Source organism: Candidatus Microthrix parvicella Bio17-1 (assembly GCF_000299415.1).
GTDB classification, from domain to species: domain Bacteria; phylum Actinomycetota; class Acidimicrobiia; order Acidimicrobiales; family Microtrichaceae; genus Microthrix; species Microthrix parvicella.
In genome coordinates, this window is the sequence record NZ_AMPG01000001.1 from 1317700 (window position 1) to 1337045 (window position 19346).

The 19346-nt window shown below is 67.1% G+C and carries 17 protein-coding genes; 3 read left to right on the forward strand and 14 right to left on the reverse strand.

From position 1 onward, the window contains the following. Positions 1–2: 2 nt before the first annotated feature. Positions 3–1151, reverse strand: a complete 1149-nt coding sequence (gene sucC / locus MPARV_RS0106440; RefSeq protein WP_020377659.1) for an ADP-forming succinate--CoA ligase subunit beta — start codon at positions 1149–1151, stop codon at positions 3–5. 305 nt (positions 1152–1456) lie between these two features. Between sucC and MPARV_RS0106445 the strand changes: the two genes are divergently transcribed. Further along, positions 1457–2344, forward strand: coding sequence for a hypothetical protein (locus MPARV_RS0106445; RefSeq protein WP_020377660.1), 888 nt, complete (start codon positions 1457–1459; stop codon positions 2342–2344). 204 nt (positions 2345–2548) lie between these two features. After that, a complete protein-coding gene (locus MPARV_RS0106450) occupies positions 2549–3319 on the forward strand; it encodes an SDR family NAD(P)-dependent oxidoreductase (RefSeq protein WP_020377661.1) in 771 nt (256 codons plus the stop codon). 6 nt (positions 3320–3325) lie between these two features. Here the strand turns inward: MPARV_RS0106450 and MPARV_RS0106455 are convergent, their stop codons facing one another. Beyond that, positions 3326–4096, reverse strand: coding sequence for an alanyl-tRNA editing protein (locus MPARV_RS0106455; protein WP_012224000.1), 771 nt, complete (start codon positions 4094–4096; stop codon positions 3326–3328). Positions 4097–4183: 87 nt separating this feature from the next. Between MPARV_RS0106455 and MPARV_RS0106460 the strand changes: the two genes are divergently transcribed. Next, positions 4184–4723, forward strand: coding sequence for a hypothetical protein (locus MPARV_RS0106460; RefSeq protein ID WP_012223999.1), 540 nt, complete (start codon positions 4184–4186; stop codon positions 4721–4723). Positions 4724–4768: 45 nt separating this feature from the next. Here MPARV_RS0106460 and MPARV_RS0106465 read toward each other — a convergent pair whose 3' ends face one another. From MPARV_RS0106465 to groES, 12 genes are all read right to left on the reverse strand, one after another. Continuing rightward, positions 4769–5689 (reverse strand): LLM class F420-dependent oxidoreductase, encoded by a 921-nt coding sequence (locus MPARV_RS0106465; RefSeq protein WP_020377662.1) that lies wholly within the window; start codon positions 5687–5689, stop codon positions 4769–4771. Between the two features lie 101 nt (positions 5690–5790). Next, entirely contained in the window at positions 5791–6144 is a 354-nt protein-coding gene (locus MPARV_RS0106470; protein ID WP_020377663.1) for a hypothetical protein, read from the reverse strand. A gap of 9 nt (positions 6145–6153) precedes the next feature. Beyond that, positions 6154–7725 (reverse strand): class I adenylate-forming enzyme family protein, encoded by a 1572-nt coding sequence (locus MPARV_RS0106475; RefSeq protein ID WP_012223996.1) that lies wholly within the window; start codon positions 7723–7725, stop codon positions 6154–6156. Beyond that, entirely contained in the window at positions 7722–10019 is a 2298-nt protein-coding gene (pcrA, locus tag MPARV_RS0106480) for a DNA helicase PcrA (protein WP_012223995.1), read from the reverse strand. The genes MPARV_RS0106475 and pcrA overlap by 4 nt, the downstream gene beginning before the upstream one ends. Before the next feature lie 64 nt (positions 10020–10083). Further along, positions 10084–11451: a C40 family peptidase gene (locus MPARV_RS0106485; RefSeq protein ID WP_020377664.1), complete on the reverse strand. Its 1368-nt coding sequence runs from the start codon at positions 11449–11451 to the stop codon at positions 10084–10086. Positions 11452–11679: 228 nt separating this feature from the next. Beyond that, on the reverse strand, positions 11680–12918 hold the full coding sequence (locus tag MPARV_RS22355) for a C40 family peptidase (RefSeq protein ID WP_020377665.1): 1239 nt from the start codon (positions 12916–12918) through the stop codon (positions 11680–11682). Between the two features lie 185 nt (positions 12919–13103). After that, complete coding sequence (gene guaA, locus MPARV_RS0106495; protein WP_012223990.1) at positions 13104–14666, reverse strand: glutamine-hydrolyzing GMP synthase; 1563 nt, start codon at positions 14664–14666, stop codon at positions 13104–13106. Then, positions 14663–15796: a GuaB3 family IMP dehydrogenase-related protein gene (locus tag MPARV_RS0106500; RefSeq protein WP_020377666.1), complete on the reverse strand. Its 1134-nt coding sequence runs from the start codon at positions 15794–15796 to the stop codon at positions 14663–14665. The genes guaA and MPARV_RS0106500 overlap by 4 nt, the downstream gene beginning before the upstream one ends. A gap of 111 nt (positions 15797–15907) precedes the next feature. Continuing rightward, positions 15908–16297, reverse strand: a complete 390-nt coding sequence (locus tag MPARV_RS0106505; RefSeq protein ID WP_012223988.1) for a hypothetical protein — start codon at positions 16295–16297, stop codon at positions 15908–15910. A gap of 81 nt (positions 16298–16378) precedes the next feature. Continuing rightward, entirely contained in the window at positions 16379–17098 is a 720-nt protein-coding gene (locus MPARV_RS0106510; protein ID WP_157789487.1) for an NUDIX hydrolase, read from the reverse strand. A gap of 228 nt (positions 17099–17326) precedes the next feature. Beyond that, positions 17327–18967: a chaperonin GroEL gene (groL, locus tag MPARV_RS0106515; protein ID WP_012223986.1), complete on the reverse strand. Its 1641-nt coding sequence runs from the start codon at positions 18965–18967 to the stop codon at positions 17327–17329. A 31-nt stretch (positions 18968–18998) separates the two neighbouring features. Continuing rightward, positions 18999–19289, reverse strand: a complete 291-nt coding sequence (gene groES / locus MPARV_RS0106520) for a co-chaperone GroES (RefSeq protein ID WP_012223985.1) — start codon at positions 19287–19289, stop codon at positions 18999–19001. Positions 19290–19346 lie beyond the last annotated feature (57 nt).

Sequence of the window (19346 nt, forward strand, 5' to 3'; positions counted from 1 at the left end):
GCTCAGGCGCGGGCTGCGGCGAGCTCGACGGCCTTGGCGGCGGCGGACAGCATGGTGGATTCCATCTGCAATGTGTCGCCAAGGTGGGGCTTGAGGATCTCGCGCCCCTCGTCGGCATTGGTGCCGTCCAAACGCACCACCATCGGATGGGCCAGGTCGATACGACCGAGCGCTTCGATGATGCCGTTGGCCACCTCCTCGCCGCGGGTGATGCCACCAAAGATGTTGATGAGGATGGACTTCACGCGGGGATCGTTGTCGAGGATGGTCAGCGCCGCGACGAACTTGTCGGCATCTGCGCCGCCCCCGACGTCAAGGAAGTTGGCGGGGCTTCCGCCCGCCTGGTTGACGACGTCCAGGGTGCTCATCGCCAGGCCGGCGCCGTTGGCGATGATGCCCACCGACCCCTCGAGGCCGACGTACTCCAGACCGGCTTCGTGGGCGGCCTCCTCGCGCTCGTCGCGCTCCTGAGTGGCCTCGTAGGCAGCCCATTCATGACGGAACCCGGCGTTGTTGTCCAGCGTGACCTTGGCGTCAAGGGCATGGACCTCACCGGTGGGCTTGAGGATCAGCGGGTTGATTTCCACCAGGTCGGCGTCGCCGTCGACGTACGCGGTGTAGAGCTTGCCCAGGATGTCGACCGCACCCTCGGTGGCATCCGGGTTGAGGTTGGCGGCGGCCACCCACGAGCGGATCGTGGCCTCGTCCAGGCCATCGACGGGATCGATCCAGATTTTGGCGATGGCGTCAGGGTTGTCGTCGGCCACGGTCTCGATCTCGACACCACCCTCAGCGGACAGCATGCCGAGGTGGGCCTTCTTGGCCCGATCCAAAGTGAAGCTGGCGTAGTACTCCTCGGCAATGTCGGAGGCAACCTCGATCCACACCACGTTCACGGTGTGGCCCTTGATGTCCATGCCGATGATGTCGGTGGCGAAGGTGCGCACCTCGTCGGCGTCGTTGGCCAGCTTGATACCGCCCGCTTTACCGCGCCCTCCCACCTGCACCTGGGCCTTGACGACCACCGGATAGGTGTTCAGGCGCTCGGCGGCGGCGACGGCGTCCTCGACGGTGGTCACCGCCTCACCGGCCGACACCGGAATGTCGAATGAGCCGAAGAACTGCTTGCCCTGATATTCGAAGAGGTCCACGCGGGAAGCCTTCCAGGAAGCCCGCCCGCCAGGCAATACGACCCCATCATCTCGGAGTCCCGGAGGGGTGTGGAGGTGTGCCGGTGAATCTCACCGGCACACCTCCACACCTCTGCTCCACACCTCTGCTCCCTCTCCACACCCCCGCGATCCAGGCTGCTCGCCGCCCACGCGCCCCTACCGTGCCGACGTCAACGGGTACCGCGACCCGTGGACGGACGGCTCGCCACCCCCGACCATGCCGGATGGCTCCTTCACTGCCATCGGCATCTTCCAACAACAGTCGCACTCATGATCAGCGGTGGATGGCCCTCTCACGTGCCCATCGCGTGTTCGGCGCTGCGGAAGCCGAACCGTTCGGCATCAGCAGTGACGCGCTCCGCCAGAGGGCTGCGACCGGAGGTCTGCAACGAGTGGGTCGAGGTTGGTACGCCCCGGCCGACCGGCCGCTGACCTGGACCCACCGTGTGGAGTGGGCGACTCGGACTACTGGCGGTGTGGCCAGCCACCGGGCGGCTGCGGTGCTGTGGAAGCTGGAGGGCTTCCGTGCCTCGAAGCCTGAGGTACTCGTTCCCTTCGAACGACGGGTTCGACCGACGGGCGTCAAGGTGCACCGAACCCGCCGTTGGAGTCCGGCCGGGCACTCCGAACGAAACGGCATTGCGGTCGTGGGCCCTGCGGTGCTGATCGGCCAGCTGGCTTCCTACCTGCCCAAGGTGCGGCTTCGTGCGTGCATCGATCAACTGATCCGCGAGAAGCACCTCACCATGGCGACACTTGCTCGATTTCATGTGGAGACCCCGCTCGGCACGCCCGGCCGGGCCGCTTTGGGCGAGGTCTTGGCGCAGTTTGTGGAGGACGAGCGGGTGCCGATGAGCGACTTCAGCCGCATGGTTGCCGACCTGCTCGTCGCCGGCGGGCTGACCGAACCCGTGCTCGAGCACAACTTCTACGACGACGAGGGGCTGATCCAGATGGTCGACCTGGCCTACCCCAACCAGTCCGAAGCGCTGGCCATCGGGCTGGACTCGCTGAGCCATCACCGGGATCGGGCCACGTTCATCGGCGACCGACGCGCCCGCAACCGGCTGGAGCTACTTGGCATCAAGGTGCTGCTGTTCACCTGGTGGGACTACACCGACGAACCCGAACTGCTGGTTGCCCAGGTCCGGAAGGCGTTGTCAGGTCACTGAACGGCAGGGCCGCTGAACGGCAGGGCCGCCTGAGGGAGCGACGTGACAGGCCGGTAGAGTCGATCGCGGCAACGTTCGACCGCCACAGCTTCACGGGAAGCAGGCGCGCCGGTCCTCCTGGACCGGCGCGCCAGCCCGTCTCAGCCAACCCCGCCCGTCTCAGCCAACCCCGCCCGTCTCAGCCACAAGGAACAGGACCCCCTCATGGAACTCACCGGCAGCCGCATCCTGCTCACCGGCGCCAGCGGCGGCCTGGGCCAGGCGATCGCCCGGCGGCTCGCCCGCTACGGCGCGCACTTGACCCTGACTGCCCGAAACCGGCCGGCGCTCGACAGCCTGGCCGATGAAACCCGAGGCACCGTGGTGGAGGCCGACCTGGCCAAGCGAAGCGATGTACAGAAGTTGGTCAAGATCATCGGCGGGTTCGACGTGATCATCGCCAACGCGGGCGTAGGTGGCGAAGCCGGCGGTGCCGAACTGGGCGTGAAGGTCATCGATGGTGCGCTCGACGTGAACCTGCGGGCACCGATGGTGCTCAGCGGGGCATTCGCTCAGGCCTGCATCGCCGCCGGACGCCCCGGACAGATCGTGCTGATCGGATCGCTGTCCGGTCTGGCCCCCACGCCGGACACCTGCCTGTACAACGCCACCAAGTTTGGTCTTCGAGGGTTTGGCCTCTCGCTGCGCCAAGACCTGGAGGAACACGATGTCGGGGTGACCATGGTGGAGCCCGGCTTCATTCGCGATGCCGGCATGTTCGCCAACGGCGGCATCAACCTGCCCAAGGGCATCCGCACCAAGTCGCCAAGCGACGTCGCCCAGGCCGTCGAGAAGGCGATCCGCACCAATCCTGCGGAGCTGTTCGTCGCCCCCTCCGAACTTCGTGCCGTCGTCACGCTGGCAACGGTTGCCCCGGGCATCTCCGAGGCGATCCAGCGTCGAGTCGGCACCAAGCAGATGAGGAGTGGCGGGTAGCTCCCGTCAGCTCACCTTGAGGCGCAGGCGCTTGTTGCCCTTGCCCTTTGATTCGGTCTTGGTGATCTCGAAGCGTCCCACCTCGGCGGTGGAGGCCACGTGCGTGCCTCCGTCTGCCTGACGATCGAGCCCGACGATGTCAACCACCCGAACCTGGGTGACCGATGCCGGAATGAGGTTGACCTTGGTGCGGAGGAGGGCCGGGTCAACGTCGGCGGCCCCCCGGTCGAGGAAGCTGACCGTTATGGGCCGGTCGGCCTCCAGTTCGGCGTTGACCGCCGCGGTCACCTCGTCACGAAACCTTTCCGGCAGCGGACCAAACCCAAAGTCCATTCGAGCGCTGAGCGGTTCCATGTTGCCGCCGGTGGCGGGCACGCCCCAGCGGTTCCAGATCACCCCGCCCATGACGTGCAACATGGTGTGGGTACGCATGAGGCCATGTCGGCGTGCCCAGTCGATGGTACCGGTCACCGTGGCACCAATCGGAGGAACCGCAGCGGCTACCGGGCCCGCACCCCCGGGTTGGAGCGCAAGCGTGTGCCAGAGCAGCTTGCCGTCGCTGCGGACATCGGTGACCAACCACCTCACATCGTCCCATTCGATCATGCCGGTGTCGTGGGGCTGACCCCCACCCGTGGCATAAAACACGGTGCGGTCAAGTGCCACACGGTCAGCATCGGTGGCAATCACCTCCGCAGCCATCGTGCGCTGGTAGGCATCGCGCAGGTACAGCTGGTCGGTCGAAGGCAGCGAGCGCGCGGTTGCCGGTTCCAACATGGCCGTGATGATAACGGCCGAGTTCCGCTATCCGGCCACAGCGGGCAGACTGTGGCGCCCGAGTCATCCCCCAACCGAGGGAGTTCCATGCCGGTCGAGCAACGCAGCACGTCCAACCAGTTCCGCACCGCCGGTATCGCCATGCTGATGGTGGGCGCCGGCCTGGCGCTGGTGCTGGTGCTGTTTGGTCAAGGCGGTGGCGGCGAACCATCCACCGTCAGCCTGGGCTCCGACGAGTTTGCCCTTGGACCCGCCGCCCAGCGGGCAGAGTCCATCGCCAAGCAGGGCCCGTTCCTCCTCAGTGATGTCTCAGGGCGCGGTCAGACACGCCCGATCGCCGTGAGCCACGAGGGCCCCGAGCCCGAATTCGGCTGGGCGATCTTCGAGGCCAAGGCACCGAACACCCCGGACAATTGCTTCCTGCGCTGGGACCGCACCATCAAAAGGTTCGTCTCGGAGGAGATCGGCGATTCCGCGGTCTCCGCCGATGCCAGCGGCAAGCGCTGCGACGACGCCACCTTTCCCCAAAACGGGGAGGGCTTGCGCCAGCTTCCTTGGGAGGTTTCCGACGACGGCATCCTGTTCGTCACGCTCGGCGATACGAAGCCCACCACCACAACCCCCTGACCAGCCTCGTTTGCGTGGGGCTGGACCTTTCGACCGGTCGGTCCGCTACTGCCAGAGGGTACCGGCGATCAGGTCGAGATGATCGAGGTCGGACAGATCGAGCACCTGCAGATACACCCGCTCGATCCCCGCCTCGTCAAAGCGACCCAACCTCTCGGCGGCCTCGGCGGGCAGCCCCGCCACCCCGTTCTCGCGCAGCTCGGCGGGCTCCCGCCCGATCACCCGGGCGCGCCGCTCGACCTCGGGTTCGTCGGCACCGACGCACACGACCAGCGCAGCCGAGCGCACCAGGGTCGTCGGGTCACGCCCGAGGTCCTCGCACGCACGGTCGACCCGCTCGTTGGCGGCGATGACGTCGTCGAGGCCGAGAAACGGGGTGTTGTACTCGGCAGCGAAGCGAGCGGCCAGGTTGGGGGTGCGCATCGGGCCGGACCCTCCGACGATCACCGGCGGCGGGCTCTGGATCGGTTTGGGAAGCGCAGGCGATCCGCTCAGTGAGTAGTGATCGCCCTGGAAGTCGAAGGTGTCCCCGTCGGCGGTGGCCCACAGGCCCGAGATGATCTCGAGCTGCTCGGTCAACCGGTCGAAGCGCTCGCCGAGGGGCGGGAACGGAATGCCGTAGGCCTCGTGTTCCGTCTCGAACCAGCCGCTGCCCAAGCCCAGCTCCACGCGACCGCCCGACATGGCGTCCACCCCGGCGACCGAGATCGCCAGCGGACCGGGCAGGCGGAACGTGGCCGAGGTGACCAACGTGCCCAGCCGGATCGTCGAGGTGTCGCGGGCGAGGCCGGCAAGCGTGATCCAGGCGTCGCTGGGGCCCGGCAGACCCGAGCCGTCCCCCATCGCCACGTAGTGATCGCTCCGAAAGAACGCCCCAAAGCCCAAGCGTTCGGCACGGAGCGCCACCGCGAGAAGGTCGTCGTAGCTGGCGCCCTGCTGAGGCTCGGTGAAGATGCGCAGTTCCATGGCTGCCAACGTATCGTGGCTACGAACTGGCGGGTCACGCCCGGCGACGAGACCTGAGCTGCGCGCTGGACGTCCTCACCCACCGATGATGGCAGCCAGGTTTAGTAGCAGTAGTCCGGGCCGGTGAACTCGATCGTTCCGGCAGTACCGAAGTCCACGCTGATCCGATCCCAGGCGATCGGTGTGGCCTGCCCCTTGAGCAGTCCGTCGGCGACGCCGGGAGGAACCGGCTCGGTGGCCGACCAGAAGTTCCCGCCCGCATCGGCCGACGTCCAACCGCCGTCACTGATCTCCACGGCCACCGATTGGGTCCGCCCAGCCTCGAACTGAGGACTGGTGGGGGCGAAGTCGTCGCAGCCTGAGGAGTTTCCGCACCCAAGGGCTCCTGCGCTGAGGATGATCCAGGCAGCCGTGCGGACGACACCGCGTTGCAGCTGTCGGGGGGGCAATCCCATCAGGCCTGCTCAGTCGCGGTCGCGGAGGCGCTCGACCAATTCGGAGCGCTGCAACTTGTTGGTTCCCGTACGGGGCAGATCGTCCACGATGAACACGCGACGCGGTGTCTTGTAGTCCGACAGGCGCGTGCCCATCCAGGCCAGAAGCTGAGCAGACGTCACCGTGGCGCTGTCGACCAGCCGCACCGCCACGGCGGGCACCTCGCCGAACTTGTCGTCGGGGAGGCCCACGACACCCGCCTCGACGACCTCGGGGTGCTGCTCGATGACCCGTTCCACCTCGGGTGGATACACGGAAAACCCCCCAGATTTGATCACCGCCTTCTCCCGCCCCTGAAAGGAGAACGTGCCCATCGGGCCCCGACGGACCAGGTCCCCTGTCGACAGCCAACCCTCGTCGTCGAGCACAGCATTGGTGGCATCGGCGTCGCCCCAATACCCCTCGAGTACACCCGGGCCGCGCAGGAGCAGCTGTCCGACGGCACCGAGACGCACCTCGTCGCCGTGCTCGTCCACCACTCGGAAGGAATAGCCGGGCAGCGGAATACCCAATTGGTCGCCCAGGCCCAGGGGCACGAAGGGCGGCGACACCTTGGCCGCAGCTCCCCCGCCGGTCTCCACCATGCCGTACCCCTCGGCGAACGTCGCTTCGCCCACCGCCCCCAGACCGGGCAGGCTCAGTGCGGCGCCGCGCCGTTTGAAGCGACGGGCCAACTCCGGTGGCATCACGTCCGCACCGGAGATCCAGAGGCGAACGGACCGCAGGTCACGGTCATCGGCCCCCGCCTCCTCCAACATGCGGTACATCGTGGGTACCCCGGCGAAGGCAGAGCTGCGGCGTGACTCGATGTCGTCCAGTACCTCGGTCGGCCGAAAACGCGGGCGGAAACGCACCGGAATCCCTCCCACCGAGGCTGCCACCAAAGCTGCAAACCCATAGATATGGGCCACCGGAAGCGCCAGGGCCAACTCGGAGATCAGCAGCCCGGCCGGGAGGGCCGCCAGCCGGCCAAGCTCGCCGACCAACGCCCGATGGGTCAACGCAGCACCCTTGGGGCTTCCGGTGGTTCCGGACGTATAGAACAACGCGGCCACCCGCTCGGTCGCCCCCCGGTCTTCACCCAGGCCGGAGTTCACCCCCAGGCGCAAGGCCAGCGCATCCAACTCGTCAACACCACGGATCACCACCGAAGCGTCAGCGTCCCGAACCACGTGGGCAATCTCGTCGTCACGCATGGCATCGTTGACCGGGGCCGGGATACCGCCCGCACGGGACACTGCCAGGGTGGCCAGCAACATCTCGACCGAGTTTGGCGTGGCGACCACCACCCGATCGCCGGCACCGAGCTTTCCATCTGCAACCAGCGCACCCGCCCAAACGTCGACCAGCTCGGCCGCTGCGGCGACGGTGAGAATTCGGGCCGGTACGCCGGTGCGAGGCTCCGCCGCCTGATCGACCATCACCGATGATCCGTGCACGGCGGCAGCACGCTCCAGCAGCGAGCCCAACGTCAGCCCCGCTCGCAACATGCCCAGACGGGCCGCCTCACGCCGCACGATACGAACCAGCGGACGGGTCATGGGCTCACTCGTTCCAGTGGTGCCCAGGACAGCAGCAGCCGCTTCTCACCCACGTCCGGGAAGCGGATGGTGGCCTCGGCCTTGTCGCCTTGGCCTTCGATATCAAGGATGATGCCCTCTCCAAAAGTGGCGTGTGCAACATCGTCGCCCACCTTCAGGTTGTAGACGCCCGCAGTCGCAGGCGGGCCGCTGGGCGACGACCCCGAACCCGTGCCCGGGCCGACTCCCCGTGTGACCCCGAAACCGGATCCAACGGTGCCGCTGGATGTCGCCCGCTCCCGACGCGCCTCCCGCCCGGCGAAGCTCGGGGAAGCGCCCCGTGACCAACTGCCGGAGGTTCCGGGACGGCGGGACCCCCGGGTGGATGAGCCCTCTGCCTCCTCGAGCAACTCCTCGGGGATCTCCCCCAGGAATCGGCTGGGTGGGTTGTACTGGGTGGCGCCATACAACGTGCGACTCCAGGCATTGGTGAGGTACAGGCGCTCGCGGGCCCGGGTGATCCCCACATAGGCGAGGCGGCGCTCCTCCTCCAACTGGGCCGGTTCGCCGATCGAGCGCATGTGGGGGAAAACCCCCTCCTCCATGCCCACCAGGAACACCACCGGATACTCCAGTCCTTTGGCCGAGTGCAGCGTCATCATCACGGTCTCGCCGGACCCCGGATCGTCCTCGCCGGGCAGGCTGTCGGTGTCGGCCACCAGGCTGACCTGCTCGAGAAACTCAGGCATGGTTTCGTATTCGGCGGCAACGCCCACCAACTCGGCCAGGTTCTCCAGGCGCCCCTCAGACTCGATGGTGTGCTCGGCCTCGAGCTCCGCGATGTAGCCGGTGCGCTCCAGCAGCTCTTCCAACAGCGGGGCCGGAGCCGGGTCGTTGCCGTCGGTCGACCCCAGTGCGTCGATGATCTCCAGAAACCGCTCGATGCCCCGTTGGGCTCGTGACGACACCCCGGCGGCGTCCGCCTTTCGGAGCGCGTCGACAAACGTCAGCGCGTGCGCCCGCGCATAGGCGTCCACCCGGCCGATGGTGGTGTCGCCGATCCCTCGCTTTGGCACATTGACGATTCTTTTGGCCGATACCTCATCGGCCGGGTTGACGATGGTCTGCACGTACGCCAGCGCGTCCTTGATCTCACGCCGGTCGTAAAACCGGGTGCCCCCAAGAACGCGGTACGGCACCCCCTGGCGGAACAGCGCCTCCTCCAGCACCCGGCTCTGAGCATTGGCCCGATAGAAGATGGCCACGTCGGGATAACTCACCTCACCCGAGTCGACGAGACGGGCGATCTCCTGAGCCACGTACCGAGCTTCATCCCCCTCGTCATCGCCAACGAAACGAACGATTGGAGCGCCGCCCGTCTCGTCGGTCCAGAGGTCCTTTGGGCGCCGGGACATGTTGTTGGCGATCACCGAGTTGGCTGCGTCCAGGATGCGTTGCGTGGACCGGTAGTTCTGGTCCAACACGATCTGGGTGACGTCCGGGAACGCCGATTCGAACTCCAAGATGTTGCGCAGGTCGGCGCCGCGGAAAGCGTAGATCGACTGGTCGGAGTCGCCCACCACGCACACGTTGTGATGCGCACCGGCCAAGAGAATCACCAGTTCGTTCTGCACTCGGTTCGTGTCCTGATACTCATCAACCATGAGATAACGGAACCGTCGCTGGTAGGACTCCAACACATCGCTGTGGGTGCGGAACAACTCGACCGTGACGCCTAACAGATCATCGAAGTCCATGGCACCCGCAGCCCGCAGGCGCGCCTGGTATTCGGCGTACACATCGGCCACCTTGCGCTCGATGATGTGGGTCGCCTCATCGGCCAACTGCTCGGGACTGCGCAGTTCGTTCTTGGCCAACGAGATCTGGCCCTGCACCGAGCGGGCCGGAAGTCGCTTGGTGTCGATGTTGAGGTCGCGCAACACGTACCCCACAAGCCGGGTGGCGTCGGCCTGGTCGTAGATGGTGAACGAGCTGGGGTATCCCAACCTCGCCCCGTCGCGACGCAGGATACGGACGCAGGCCGAGTGGAAGGTGGAGACCCACATCTTCTGGGCCACCGGCCCCACGAGCGAGCCCACGCGGTGACGCATCTCGTCGGCCGCCTTGTTGGTGAAGGTGATGGCCAGAATTTCGAATGGGGAGACGTTGTCGTCTTCGATCAGCCGGGCGATGCGATGGGTGAGCACCCTGGTCTTGCCCGAGCCTGCACCGGCCACCACCAACAGCGGGCCCTCGCCGTGCATCACCGCCTCGCGCTGAGCTGGGTTGAGGCCATCGAGGAGCGGGGCTGACATGAGGACCCATCCTACGGGACCCCAGCGACAGCCTCCCCGGCGACGAGACCGCCCGGGGTGGCCTTTAGATGCGAACCGCGATGGGCGTGCCGTTGAAGCGGTAGATCGACGCCACCTTCACCACGTCGCCGGTGCGCGGGGCGTGAACGTATTGACCGCCACCGATGTAGATACCGATGTGATGCACCGGAGAGCCATACGCCACCAGGTCACCGGGCATCAGCTCGCCCACGCTGATACGGCGACCCATCGACGCCTGCATGCTGGAGGAATGTGGGAGACCGCCGCGACCCGCCTGGGCGTAGGCCCACAGCACCAGACCCGAGCAGTCGAACCCGCCGGGGCTCTCCCCGCCCCAACGGTAGGGGGTACCTCGCATGGACAGCGCCGCCTGCACGGCCCGCTGCCCGGTTGAGGATGGAGGCGGCGGGGGCGGTGGAGGCGGGGGCGGTGCCACCGGTCTGGGCGGGGCGGTGGGCGCAGGGACCGTCGGTCGGGGCCGGTTGGTCGTCGGAACTGGTGTTGCCGGCGTCTTCGGTTGCTCCGCTGCAATCTTCGTTGCCGGTGCTGAGGCCTCGCTCGACGACGTCCCGCCCGACGCCCGCTTCGAGCCCGCAGGCGGCCTGGTCGTCGTCGACCGGCTTGGGGTCTCGCTCGGATTCGAGCCGGCCGAATCGGCGCTCGGCGAGCCGGACTCAGTGAGGCCGACCGCCTCGGCCTCAGCGACGGTCTGGGCCGCCACCTCCGCCTCAGCGGCGGCCTTCGCCTGTGCCTGAGCAGCGGCCTCGGCTTCGGCCTGACGGCGTTTGGCCTCGGCGCGTTCGGCTGCGATGCGTTGCGTCTCCTCTCGCTGCAGCGCTGTGGCCAGGTCGCCCTTCACCTGCGCCTCGGTGGCAGCAAGCTCCTGTTCGGCCTGTTTCGTCTCGGTCCGGGCTGATTTGATGCGTCGCTGCGCATCGGACTTGGCCTTGGCGGTCTCGTCCAGCAGTTGCTGTTTGGACGTCAGGTCGGAACGGGCGGCCCGCACCTGCTCCACGGCCTGCTCTCGATTGCCTTGGGCGGTTGCAAGCAGGGTGCGTGAGCGGATGGCTTCCGTCGGATTGTCGTGGGCAGAGGCAGATCCCGAACCCACGCCACCGGTGAAGGCGCGCACCGCGTAGCGACGCACCTGCCCACGCGCCTCCTGCATCTCCTGCTCGGCCGAGGACACGTCCGACTCGTTGACTTTGGCTCGATTGTTGACGTCCGCCAGTTGTTCAGCCGCCAGGTTGGCCTGCTCGTCGAGCACCGATATGCGATCGCCCAGCGAGGCTCGACGGGCGACGATGTGATCAACGCGGGCAGCCAACTCCTTCGACCCGTCCGGCGCCTGGGCCGATGCGGGCGGGGCCACGCCCAGGAGGGAGACCACCAGGAGTCCGGCTGCGGGCACCGCCGCCGCTCGTGATGTCAGTGATCGCCGGGCTTGACGCCTGCTCGTCGCCGAAAACGACCGGGAAGCCAGAACCGACAGCGATCGTCGAAGGAGGGGAATCCGCCGCATCCGTAGATCCTGCCAGACGATGACGATTGTTACAAGTAGGTGTCGAACAGTGGTGTGTTCGTCACAGCAACGTCATGCTACGAACTCAGTCGACCACACTGGAGAGTGCCGCTGAATTCAGATCCGCAGGGCGATCGGTGAGCCCGAGCCGCGATAGATCGATGACACCTTCACCACGTCGCCGGTATGCGGCGCGTGCACGTACTGACCGCCACCGATGTAGATACCGATGTGGTGGACGGGGGAGCCATAGGCCACGAGGTCACCGGGGACCAACTGTCCGACCGAGATGCGGCGGCCCATGCCCACCAACGCCCGAGACGAATGCGGAAGACCACCGCGCCCAGCCTGGCGGAACGACCAGACCACCAAGCCGGAACAATCGAACCCACCGGGGCTCTCACCACCCCACCGATACGGCGTGCCTCGGACAGACATTGCCGCCGACACGGCACTTCCTCCTCCAGAAGCGGGAGGAGGAGCGGGGGACGGCGCTGCGGGCGCCACCGCGGCCGGCGGTGCGGCGGTGCGGCCCGAGGCGACGTTGCGGGTTGATGACCCGGCGCGGGCGGTACCGGCGGAGCGCGATGCCGCCACCGCGCCAGATGAACCCTGGGATGCAATGGCCACCGGGGCCGCCGACGACGCTGCGGATGCGGCCTGGAGTTGGGCGGCGGCCTCCGCTGCGGCGGCCGCCTCCGCCTCCGCCTGGCGGCGTTCCGCTTCGGCCTTTGCGGCCGCCTGACGGGCGGCCTCCTCACGCTCCAGCGCAACCTTCAGCGCCCCCTTCACCTGCGACTCCTCTTTGGCGAGCGTCGCTTCGGTGGCCCGAGTCTCCTTGCGAGCCTGATCGGCCTTGGCCTTGGCGGCGGCGATTTCGGTGGACGTGTCCTCGAGGTAGCCCTGCTTGGTTGCCAGGTCGCTCTTGGCAGCCCGCACCTGGTCGATCGCCTCTTCGCGGTTGCCGCGGGCGGTCTGCAGCAGCGTTCGACGCACCAGCGCGGCGTTGGGGTCGGTCTCGTTGCCCATCATCTCGGTGCCCGGGCTGGCGGTGAAGGACTTGAGCGCATAGGCACGCACGTCCTTACTGGCACCGCTCATCTGCTTCTTGGCGGTCTCGACGTCGGCCTGGTTGGTGTTGGCCCGCTTCTCCAGGTCGGCCAGCTTCAGCTTGGCCTCGTTGGCCTCCTCGTCGAGCAGCGAGATCTTGTCGCCGAGCTCTGAACGACGGGCCTGAATGCGCTCAACCTTGGCTGCAAGGTCGGACGAGTCCTGCGCGCCGGCGGTGCCGGCCATCGCCAGCGGAACCACGGGGATGGCGATGGCAGCCAGTGCGCTGATTGCCAGCGACTTCACCGATGCATGGCGAATGGAACGGCGAGGGGAACCAGCGCAGCTTGCAGCGACATGGTCAGATGGGGGGGAGATCCAGCGCATGAGTTGCAAAGGTTACCAAATGTTGCGCATTGTTACAACGAGGTTGCGATCAACGGGTTGATCACTGCGAAATGTCACAGGTGTGACACAACGGTCATGGCGAACTACTCCCACTCGATCGTGGCCGGCGGCTTGGACGTGATGTCGTAGGCCACCCGGTTGATCCCAGCCACCTCGGCGATGATGCGCCCGGAAATGCGGTCGAGCACCTCGGGCGGGATGCGGGCCCAATCGGCGGTCATCGCATCCTCCGAGGTCACGGCGCGCACGATGATGGGGCTGCCGTAGGTCCGCTCGTCCCCCATCACACCCACGCTGCGCACATCGGCCAGCAGCACGGCGAACGCCTGCCAGATCTCGCGTTCGAGGCCTGCCATGCGCAGTTCCTCCCGCACGATGGCATCCGCGGCGCGCACCAGCTCAACCCGTTCGGGCGTCACCTCGCCCACGATGCGAACACCGAGGCCCGGCCCGGGAAAGGGCTGCCGCCACACGATCTCTTCGGGGAGGCCCAACTCTCGGCCCAGCTCCCGCACCTCATCCTTGAAGAGGCTCCGCAACGGTTCGACCAGCTCGAAATCGAGGTCATCGGGAAGACCGCCGACGTTGTGGTGGCTCTTGATGATGGCGGCGGTTGCCGAGCCCGATTCGATCACGTCGGGGTAGAGGGTGCCCTGCACCAGGTAATCGGCATCGACCAGTCCGCCCTTGGCCTCCTCGAACACCCGGATGAACAGCTCGCCGATTGCCTTGCGCTTGGCCTCCGGGTCGATCACGCCGGCCAGCCGCTCAAGAAACCGATCGCCGGCGCGGGCGTGGATCAACTCCATACCCTGATGCCGCTGGAAGGTCTCCACCACCTGTTCACCCTCACCCGCCCGCATCAAGCCGTTGTCGACGAACACACAGGTCAGTTGGGCGCCGATCGCCCGATGCACCAGGGCGGCGGCCACAGCGGAGTCCACCCCACCCGACAGTCCACAGATGGCTCGGCCGGCACCGATCTGGGCGGCGATGGCCGAGGTGGCCTCGTCGATGAAGTTGGCCATCGTCCAGGTGTTGGCACAGCCGGCGAGCGAGTGCACGAAACGCTCGATGATGCGTTGGCCGTGGGGCGTGTGGGCCACCTCCGGGTGGTACTGCACGGCCCACATGCGTCGGTCGGGGTTCTCGATCGCGGCCACCGGAGCCCCCGGCGAGGATGCCGTGGCGACGAAACCGTCGGGGGGCGACACGATGGCGTCGAAGTGGCTCATCCACACCGTCTGGGTGGTGGGAAGACCTCCAAAGAGCTCCGAACCGGTTCCTTCGTCAACGGTCAGCTCGGTTCGGCCGTACTCTCCCCGCCCGGACGAGTTGACCTCGCCGCCCAGGTCACGAGCCATCAACTGAGCGCCGTAACAAATACCCAGCATTGGGATGCCCAGGTCGAAGATCTCGGGATCGATCCCCGGGGCACCTTCCACGTGCACCGACTTGGGCCCACCGGAGAGGATCACCGCCTTCGGCGCGCGTGCGGCCAATTCGGCCGCGGTGATGTCGTGGGCCACGATCTCGGAGTACACGCGGGCCTCACGCACCCGGCGGGCGATCAACTGCGCGTACTGGGCGCCGAAGTCGAGGACCAGCACCTCTTCCTCACCGGTGATCGCCTGGGGCGGCTTCATCGGAAGTCCCCTTCGGCCACGAGCAACTCGGCTTTTTGGAAGTCCTTGCAGCTGACGTGCCCGGCGAAGGCCATCGACCGGGCCAGGGCGCCCACCAGGTTGGTGGTGCCGTCGGCGCCGACTGCCGGGCCATGCAGGATCTGCTGCAATGGACCGTTGGTGGTGACGTGCTCGACCCTGCTCCGGGGCAGGGTGGGATGATCGCTGCGGTGCGCCCACGTCCACCCGCCGGCGGGTGCCTCGGTCGCGGCTGCGAGCAGATCGCCCAACACCACCGCATCGGCCCCACAGCAGATCGCTGCGGCCAGGTCACCCGAATTGCGAACGCCCCCATGGGCGATGACGTGGCAGTACACGCCGGTTTCGTCGAGGTGTCGGATGCGGGCCGCACGGGCGTCAGCGATGGCGGTTGCCGACGCGGCCCCGATGCCCAACACGTTGCGGGTCGGGCCAACGCGGCCGGGGCCCACCCCGACCAGTACCCCGGCGGCGCCGGTGCGCATCAGGTGAAGGGCGGCCGAATACGAGGTGCACCCCCCGACGATGGTGGGGACCTCCAAGCGTCGCAACACCCTCTTCAGGTTCAGTGGCTCACCATCTGAGACATGCTCCGCCGACACCACGGTGCCCTCGATCACCAGCAGGTCGGGTTCGGCTGCCAGGATGGCCTCGAGCGAAGCTTCGACCAGTCCGGGGCTGACCGCCAATGCCACGGTGGCCCCACCGGAGCGCATCTCCGCCACGCGGGCTTTGACCAATTCTGGGCGGACCTCGGGCCGCCCAAGGGAATGCACCCGGTCGAGCACCTCGACAGCAGCGCCCTCAGCGGCCGGATCGATCCCAGCGATTTCGGCCAAGGCGGGCGCCGGATCCTCGTGGCGGCACCACACGCCCTCGGAGTGAAGCACCCCGAGTGCGCCGGCATTCGACATGGCCACAGCTGTTGCAGGGCTGACCACCCCGTCGGACGGCGCGGCCACGATGGGCGAATCAAAGCGCAGCGCATCGATCTGCCAGGAGGTGTCCACCTCCGCGGGATTTCGTGTTCGACGGCTGGGAACGATGTCGAGTTCAGCCAGGCGGTAGCCGCGTCTGGCGGACTTACCCAGTCCGATCTGCGTTTCGGCCACGGCTACTCCCGTCGGGTGGCTGGATCCGGCGGCGTCGACCACGTCGACGCACCGGTTGGGGAAAGCGGTCAATGCTAGCGCCGGCGCCAAGGTGGCCCCCGGGGCCGGGCATCAGGGACGCAGCGAGCGCAGCAGTTGCTTGGCGATCGTGGCGTTCATCTCCCAGGCCGCCCGGCGCCCGGCCTCGGTGACCTGGCGAACCACGCTGCCACCCGTGGCCTCTTCGATGCCGTCGAGGCTGCTCATCAGCGCGTCGGCCGACGCGTCGGTGGCCTTGTAACCCATCGTCGTCAATGCCTTCATCAAGTCTGACTGGGCGACCGGGCCCGGCGCCGACGAAGCAATGACGCGCAGCGCTTCCTTGGTCACCTCCGCGCCCTGTGTGATCGCCTCTGCCGGGGTCAGCTGACCGCTGGGTTCACCCTCCAGAGAGGCCAGCCAGCGGCGCACCTTGACCACGATCTCACCGTGTGTTTCACCCTCGAAGCTCAGCGTCGGCATAACCGCACCCTACCGCTGTCACCCTCGCCTGCGTCGCCCCTGTCCGGTTGGCCCAGCACCGAGGCACGGCGCCTCATCTCACTACGTTCGGACCCAGGTGGCAGGGTCCTGTCGGGGAGGAACCGCCACGTCGAGCAATCGCGCCAACAGGTCGCGCAACATGGCGGCTGTGGCGCCCCAAATCACATCGGGGCCCAGGTCGAAAAACGAGATGGGCCAAGACATATCGCCCATCCCCCATCGTTCCTCCCAGAACACCCCCGGCTTCAACAGGTGCACGAGCGGCACGTGAAGCACCTCGGCCACCTCGTTGGGTGAGGCGATCCAAACGTTGGGCCGATGTTCGGCCACGGCAACGAACGGCACGATCCAACGCCCGGATGAGGCGGTACGAAGCGGGTGGAGGTAGCCCGCCACGTCGACGTCGCCACGTCGAAGCCCAACCTCCTCGGTCGCCTCCCGCAATGCGGTGTCGACCAGGGCCTCGCCGGGGTCTTGGGCGCCCCCCGGGAGGCTGAGCTCACCGGCGTGGGCGCGCAGGTGCCGGCTGCGGCGGGTGACGATCACCTCCAGTTCGTCGTCGGCGGCGGGCGCCAACACGGCCAGGACCGACGCCGCCGGCCCTACGTCGGCGACGTCGATTGGTGACGTCTCGAGTGCGCCGGCGGAGATGGACCTGCCGATCGATGCAACGGTCAGCCGACGCGCCCCGGACGGAAGCCCTGCCCAGGGCGCCTCAGCGCCGGGTGTCCACAGCTGCGGCCGAGGCAGATGTTGACGTGCGGAACGACCCGGGCTCACACCAACCACCCTAACGCGGTCGACCGACCACCCATCCCACACTCCGTGACCTTCGCCGGAATTACGGTCACTCATGGTAGTTGGCACGGGGGCAGGAGCACCAGGCGGAGGTGACGGATGCCCGGCACCCGAAAACGGACGATGGGGAGTGCCCCACAAGGAGGCACTCCCCATCGTCATCGACCTCATCTACCTCGGCGGTCACCGAGGATGTCTGAGGTCAGGGCGTCACATCATGCCGCCCATGCCACCCATGCCACCCATGTCGGGGGCGCCGCCACCGGCGCCGCCCTCCTCAGGCTTATCGGCAACGAGTACCTCGGTGGTCAGCAGCAAACCTGCGATGGACGCTGCGTTCTGCAGCGCGGCGCGGGTCACCTTGGCAGGATCGATGACGCCGGCCTTGACCAGGTCCTCCATCTCGCCGGTGGCTGCGTTGAGACCGTTGTTGCCGGTCTCGGCCTCCACACGCTGCACCATGACAGCGCCTTCGAGGCCGGCGTTGTCGGCGATCAGCCGAGCCGGAGCCTCCAGAGCCTTGTGAACCGCAAGCGCGCCGGTGCGCTCGTCGCTCGACAGGCCTTCGGCGGCTTCAGCCACCTTGGAGCGAGCACGCAGCAGGGCGGTGCCGCCACCGGCGACAATGCCCTCCTCGATGGCCGCACGGGTGGCCGACAGCGCATCTTCGATGCGGTGCTTCTTTTCCTTCAGCTCCACCTCGGTGGCGGCGCCAACCTTGACGACGGCAACGCCGCCGACCAGCTTGGCGAGGCGCTCCTGCAGCTTCTCGCGGTCCCAGTCGGAGTCGGTGTCCTCGATCTCACGCTTGATCTGCGTGATGCGGCCCTCGACGTCCTCGGAGTTGCCCGCACCGTCCACGATGGTGGTGTCGTCCTTGGTGACGACGATCTTGCGGGCCTTGCCCAACAGCTCAAGCGTGGTGTTCTCCAGCTTGAGGCCGACCTCTTCGGCGATGACCTGACCGCCGGTGAGGGTGGCCATGTCCTGGAGCATCGCCTTGCGGCGCTCACCAAAGCCGGGAGCCTTGACGGCAACCGAGCTGAACGTGCCACGGATCTTGTTCACCACGAGGGTGGCCAGGGCCTCGCCCTCGACGTCCTCGGCGACGATCAACAGGGGCTTGCCGCCCTGCATCACGCGCTCGAGCACGGGCACCATGTCCTGAACCGAGCTGATCTTGCCGTTCACGAACAGGATGTACGGCTCTTCGAGCACGGCCTCCTGGCGATCCGGATCGGTGACGAAGTAGGGCGAGAGATAGCCCTTGTCGAACTGCATGCCCTCGGTGAAGTCGAGGTCCATGCCGAAGGTGTTCGACTCCTCAACGGTGACCACGCCGTCCTTGCCCACCTTGTCGATGGCGTCGGCGAGCACCTGACCAATTTGGGTGTCGGCGGCGGAGATGGCGGCGACCTGGGCGATTTCAGCCTTGTCGTCGATCTCCTTGGCCTGATCGGCGATGGCCTCAACGGCGGCGGCGACGCCGGCCTCGATGCCGCGCTTCAAGCCCATGGGGCTGGCGCCGGCGGCCACGTTCCGCATGCCCTCGCGCACCAGCGCCTGGGCCAGCACGGTGGCGGTGGTGGTGCCGTCACCGGCGACGTCGTTGGTCTTGGTGGCCACCTCCTTGACGAGCTGGGCACCCATGTTCTCGTACGGGTCCTCCAACTCGATCTCGCGTGCAATCGACACGCCGTCGTTGGTGATGGTGGGCGCACCGAACTTCTTGTCGAGCACGACGTTGCGGCCCTTGGGGCCGATGGTCACCTTCACCGCGTCAGCCAGCGCGTTCACGCCGGCTTCCAGCGAGCGACGTGCCTCGTCGTCAAACTTCAGAATCTTTGCCATGTGTTGTTCTCCTCAGATCGTTTTCGTGGGCTCAGGCGTCGATGACGGCGAGCACGTCACGGGCGGACAGGATCAGCAGGTCGTCACCGTCAACGGTGATCTCGGTGCCGCCGTACTTTGAGTAGACGACCGTGTCACCGGTGGAAATGTCCATGGGGACGCGGTCGTTGTCGTCGCCGATACGACCGGGGCCGACGGCCATGACCGTGCCCTGCTGGGGCTTCTCCTTGGCGGTATCGGGAATGACCAGGCCGCTGGCCGTGGTCTCCTCGGCGTCGTCGGCTTTGACGACGATCCGGTCTTCGAGGGGCTTGAGCTTCATGCAATGCCTCCATTGTTCGCAGCCCGGCATCTCCGGGAGCTGGCACTCGTGATTGAC

Coding starts and splice junctions, on each gene's coding strand:
- MPARV_RS0106455 (WP_012224000.1), bottom strand. CDS start 4,096: ATGTTGGAACCGGCAACCGCGCGCTCGCTGCCTTCGACCGACCAGCTG.
- MPARV_RS0106445 (WP_020377660.1), top strand. CDS start 1,457: ATGGCCCTCTCACGTGCCCATCGCGTGTTCGGCGCTGCGGAAGCCGAA.
- MPARV_RS0106505 (WP_012223988.1), bottom strand. CDS start 16,297: ATGCCGACGCTGAGCTTCGAGGGTGAAACACACGGTGAGATCGTGGTC.
- groL (WP_012223986.1), bottom strand. CDS start 18,967: ATGGCAAAGATTCTGAAGTTTGACGACGAGGCACGTCGCTCGCTGGAA.
- MPARV_RS0106450 (WP_020377661.1), top strand. CDS start 2,549: ATGGAACTCACCGGCAGCCGCATCCTGCTCACCGGCGCCAGCGGCGGC.
- MPARV_RS0106460 (WP_012223999.1), top strand. CDS start 4,184: ATGCCGGTCGAGCAACGCAGCACGTCCAACCAGTTCCGCACCGCCGGT.
- groES (WP_012223985.1), bottom strand. CDS start 19,289: ATGAAGCTCAAGCCCCTCGAAGACCGGATCGTCGTCAAAGCCGACGAC.
- MPARV_RS0106470 (WP_020377663.1), bottom strand. CDS start 6,144: ATGGGATTGCCCCCCCGACAGCTGCAACGCGGTGTCGTCCGCACGGCT.
- guaA (WP_012223990.1), bottom strand. CDS start 14,666: ATGAAGCCGCCCCAGGCGATCACCGGTGAGGAAGAGGTGCTGGTCCTC.
- pcrA (WP_012223995.1), bottom strand. CDS start 10,019: ATGTCAGCCCCGCTCCTCGATGGCCTCAACCCAGCTCAGCGCGAGGCG.
- MPARV_RS0106475 (WP_012223996.1), bottom strand. CDS start 7,725: ATGACCCGTCCGCTGGTTCGTATCGTGCGGCGTGAGGCGGCCCGTCTG.
- MPARV_RS0106465 (WP_020377662.1), bottom strand. CDS start 5,689: ATGGAACTGCGCATCTTCACCGAGCCTCAGCAGGGCGCCAGCTACGAC.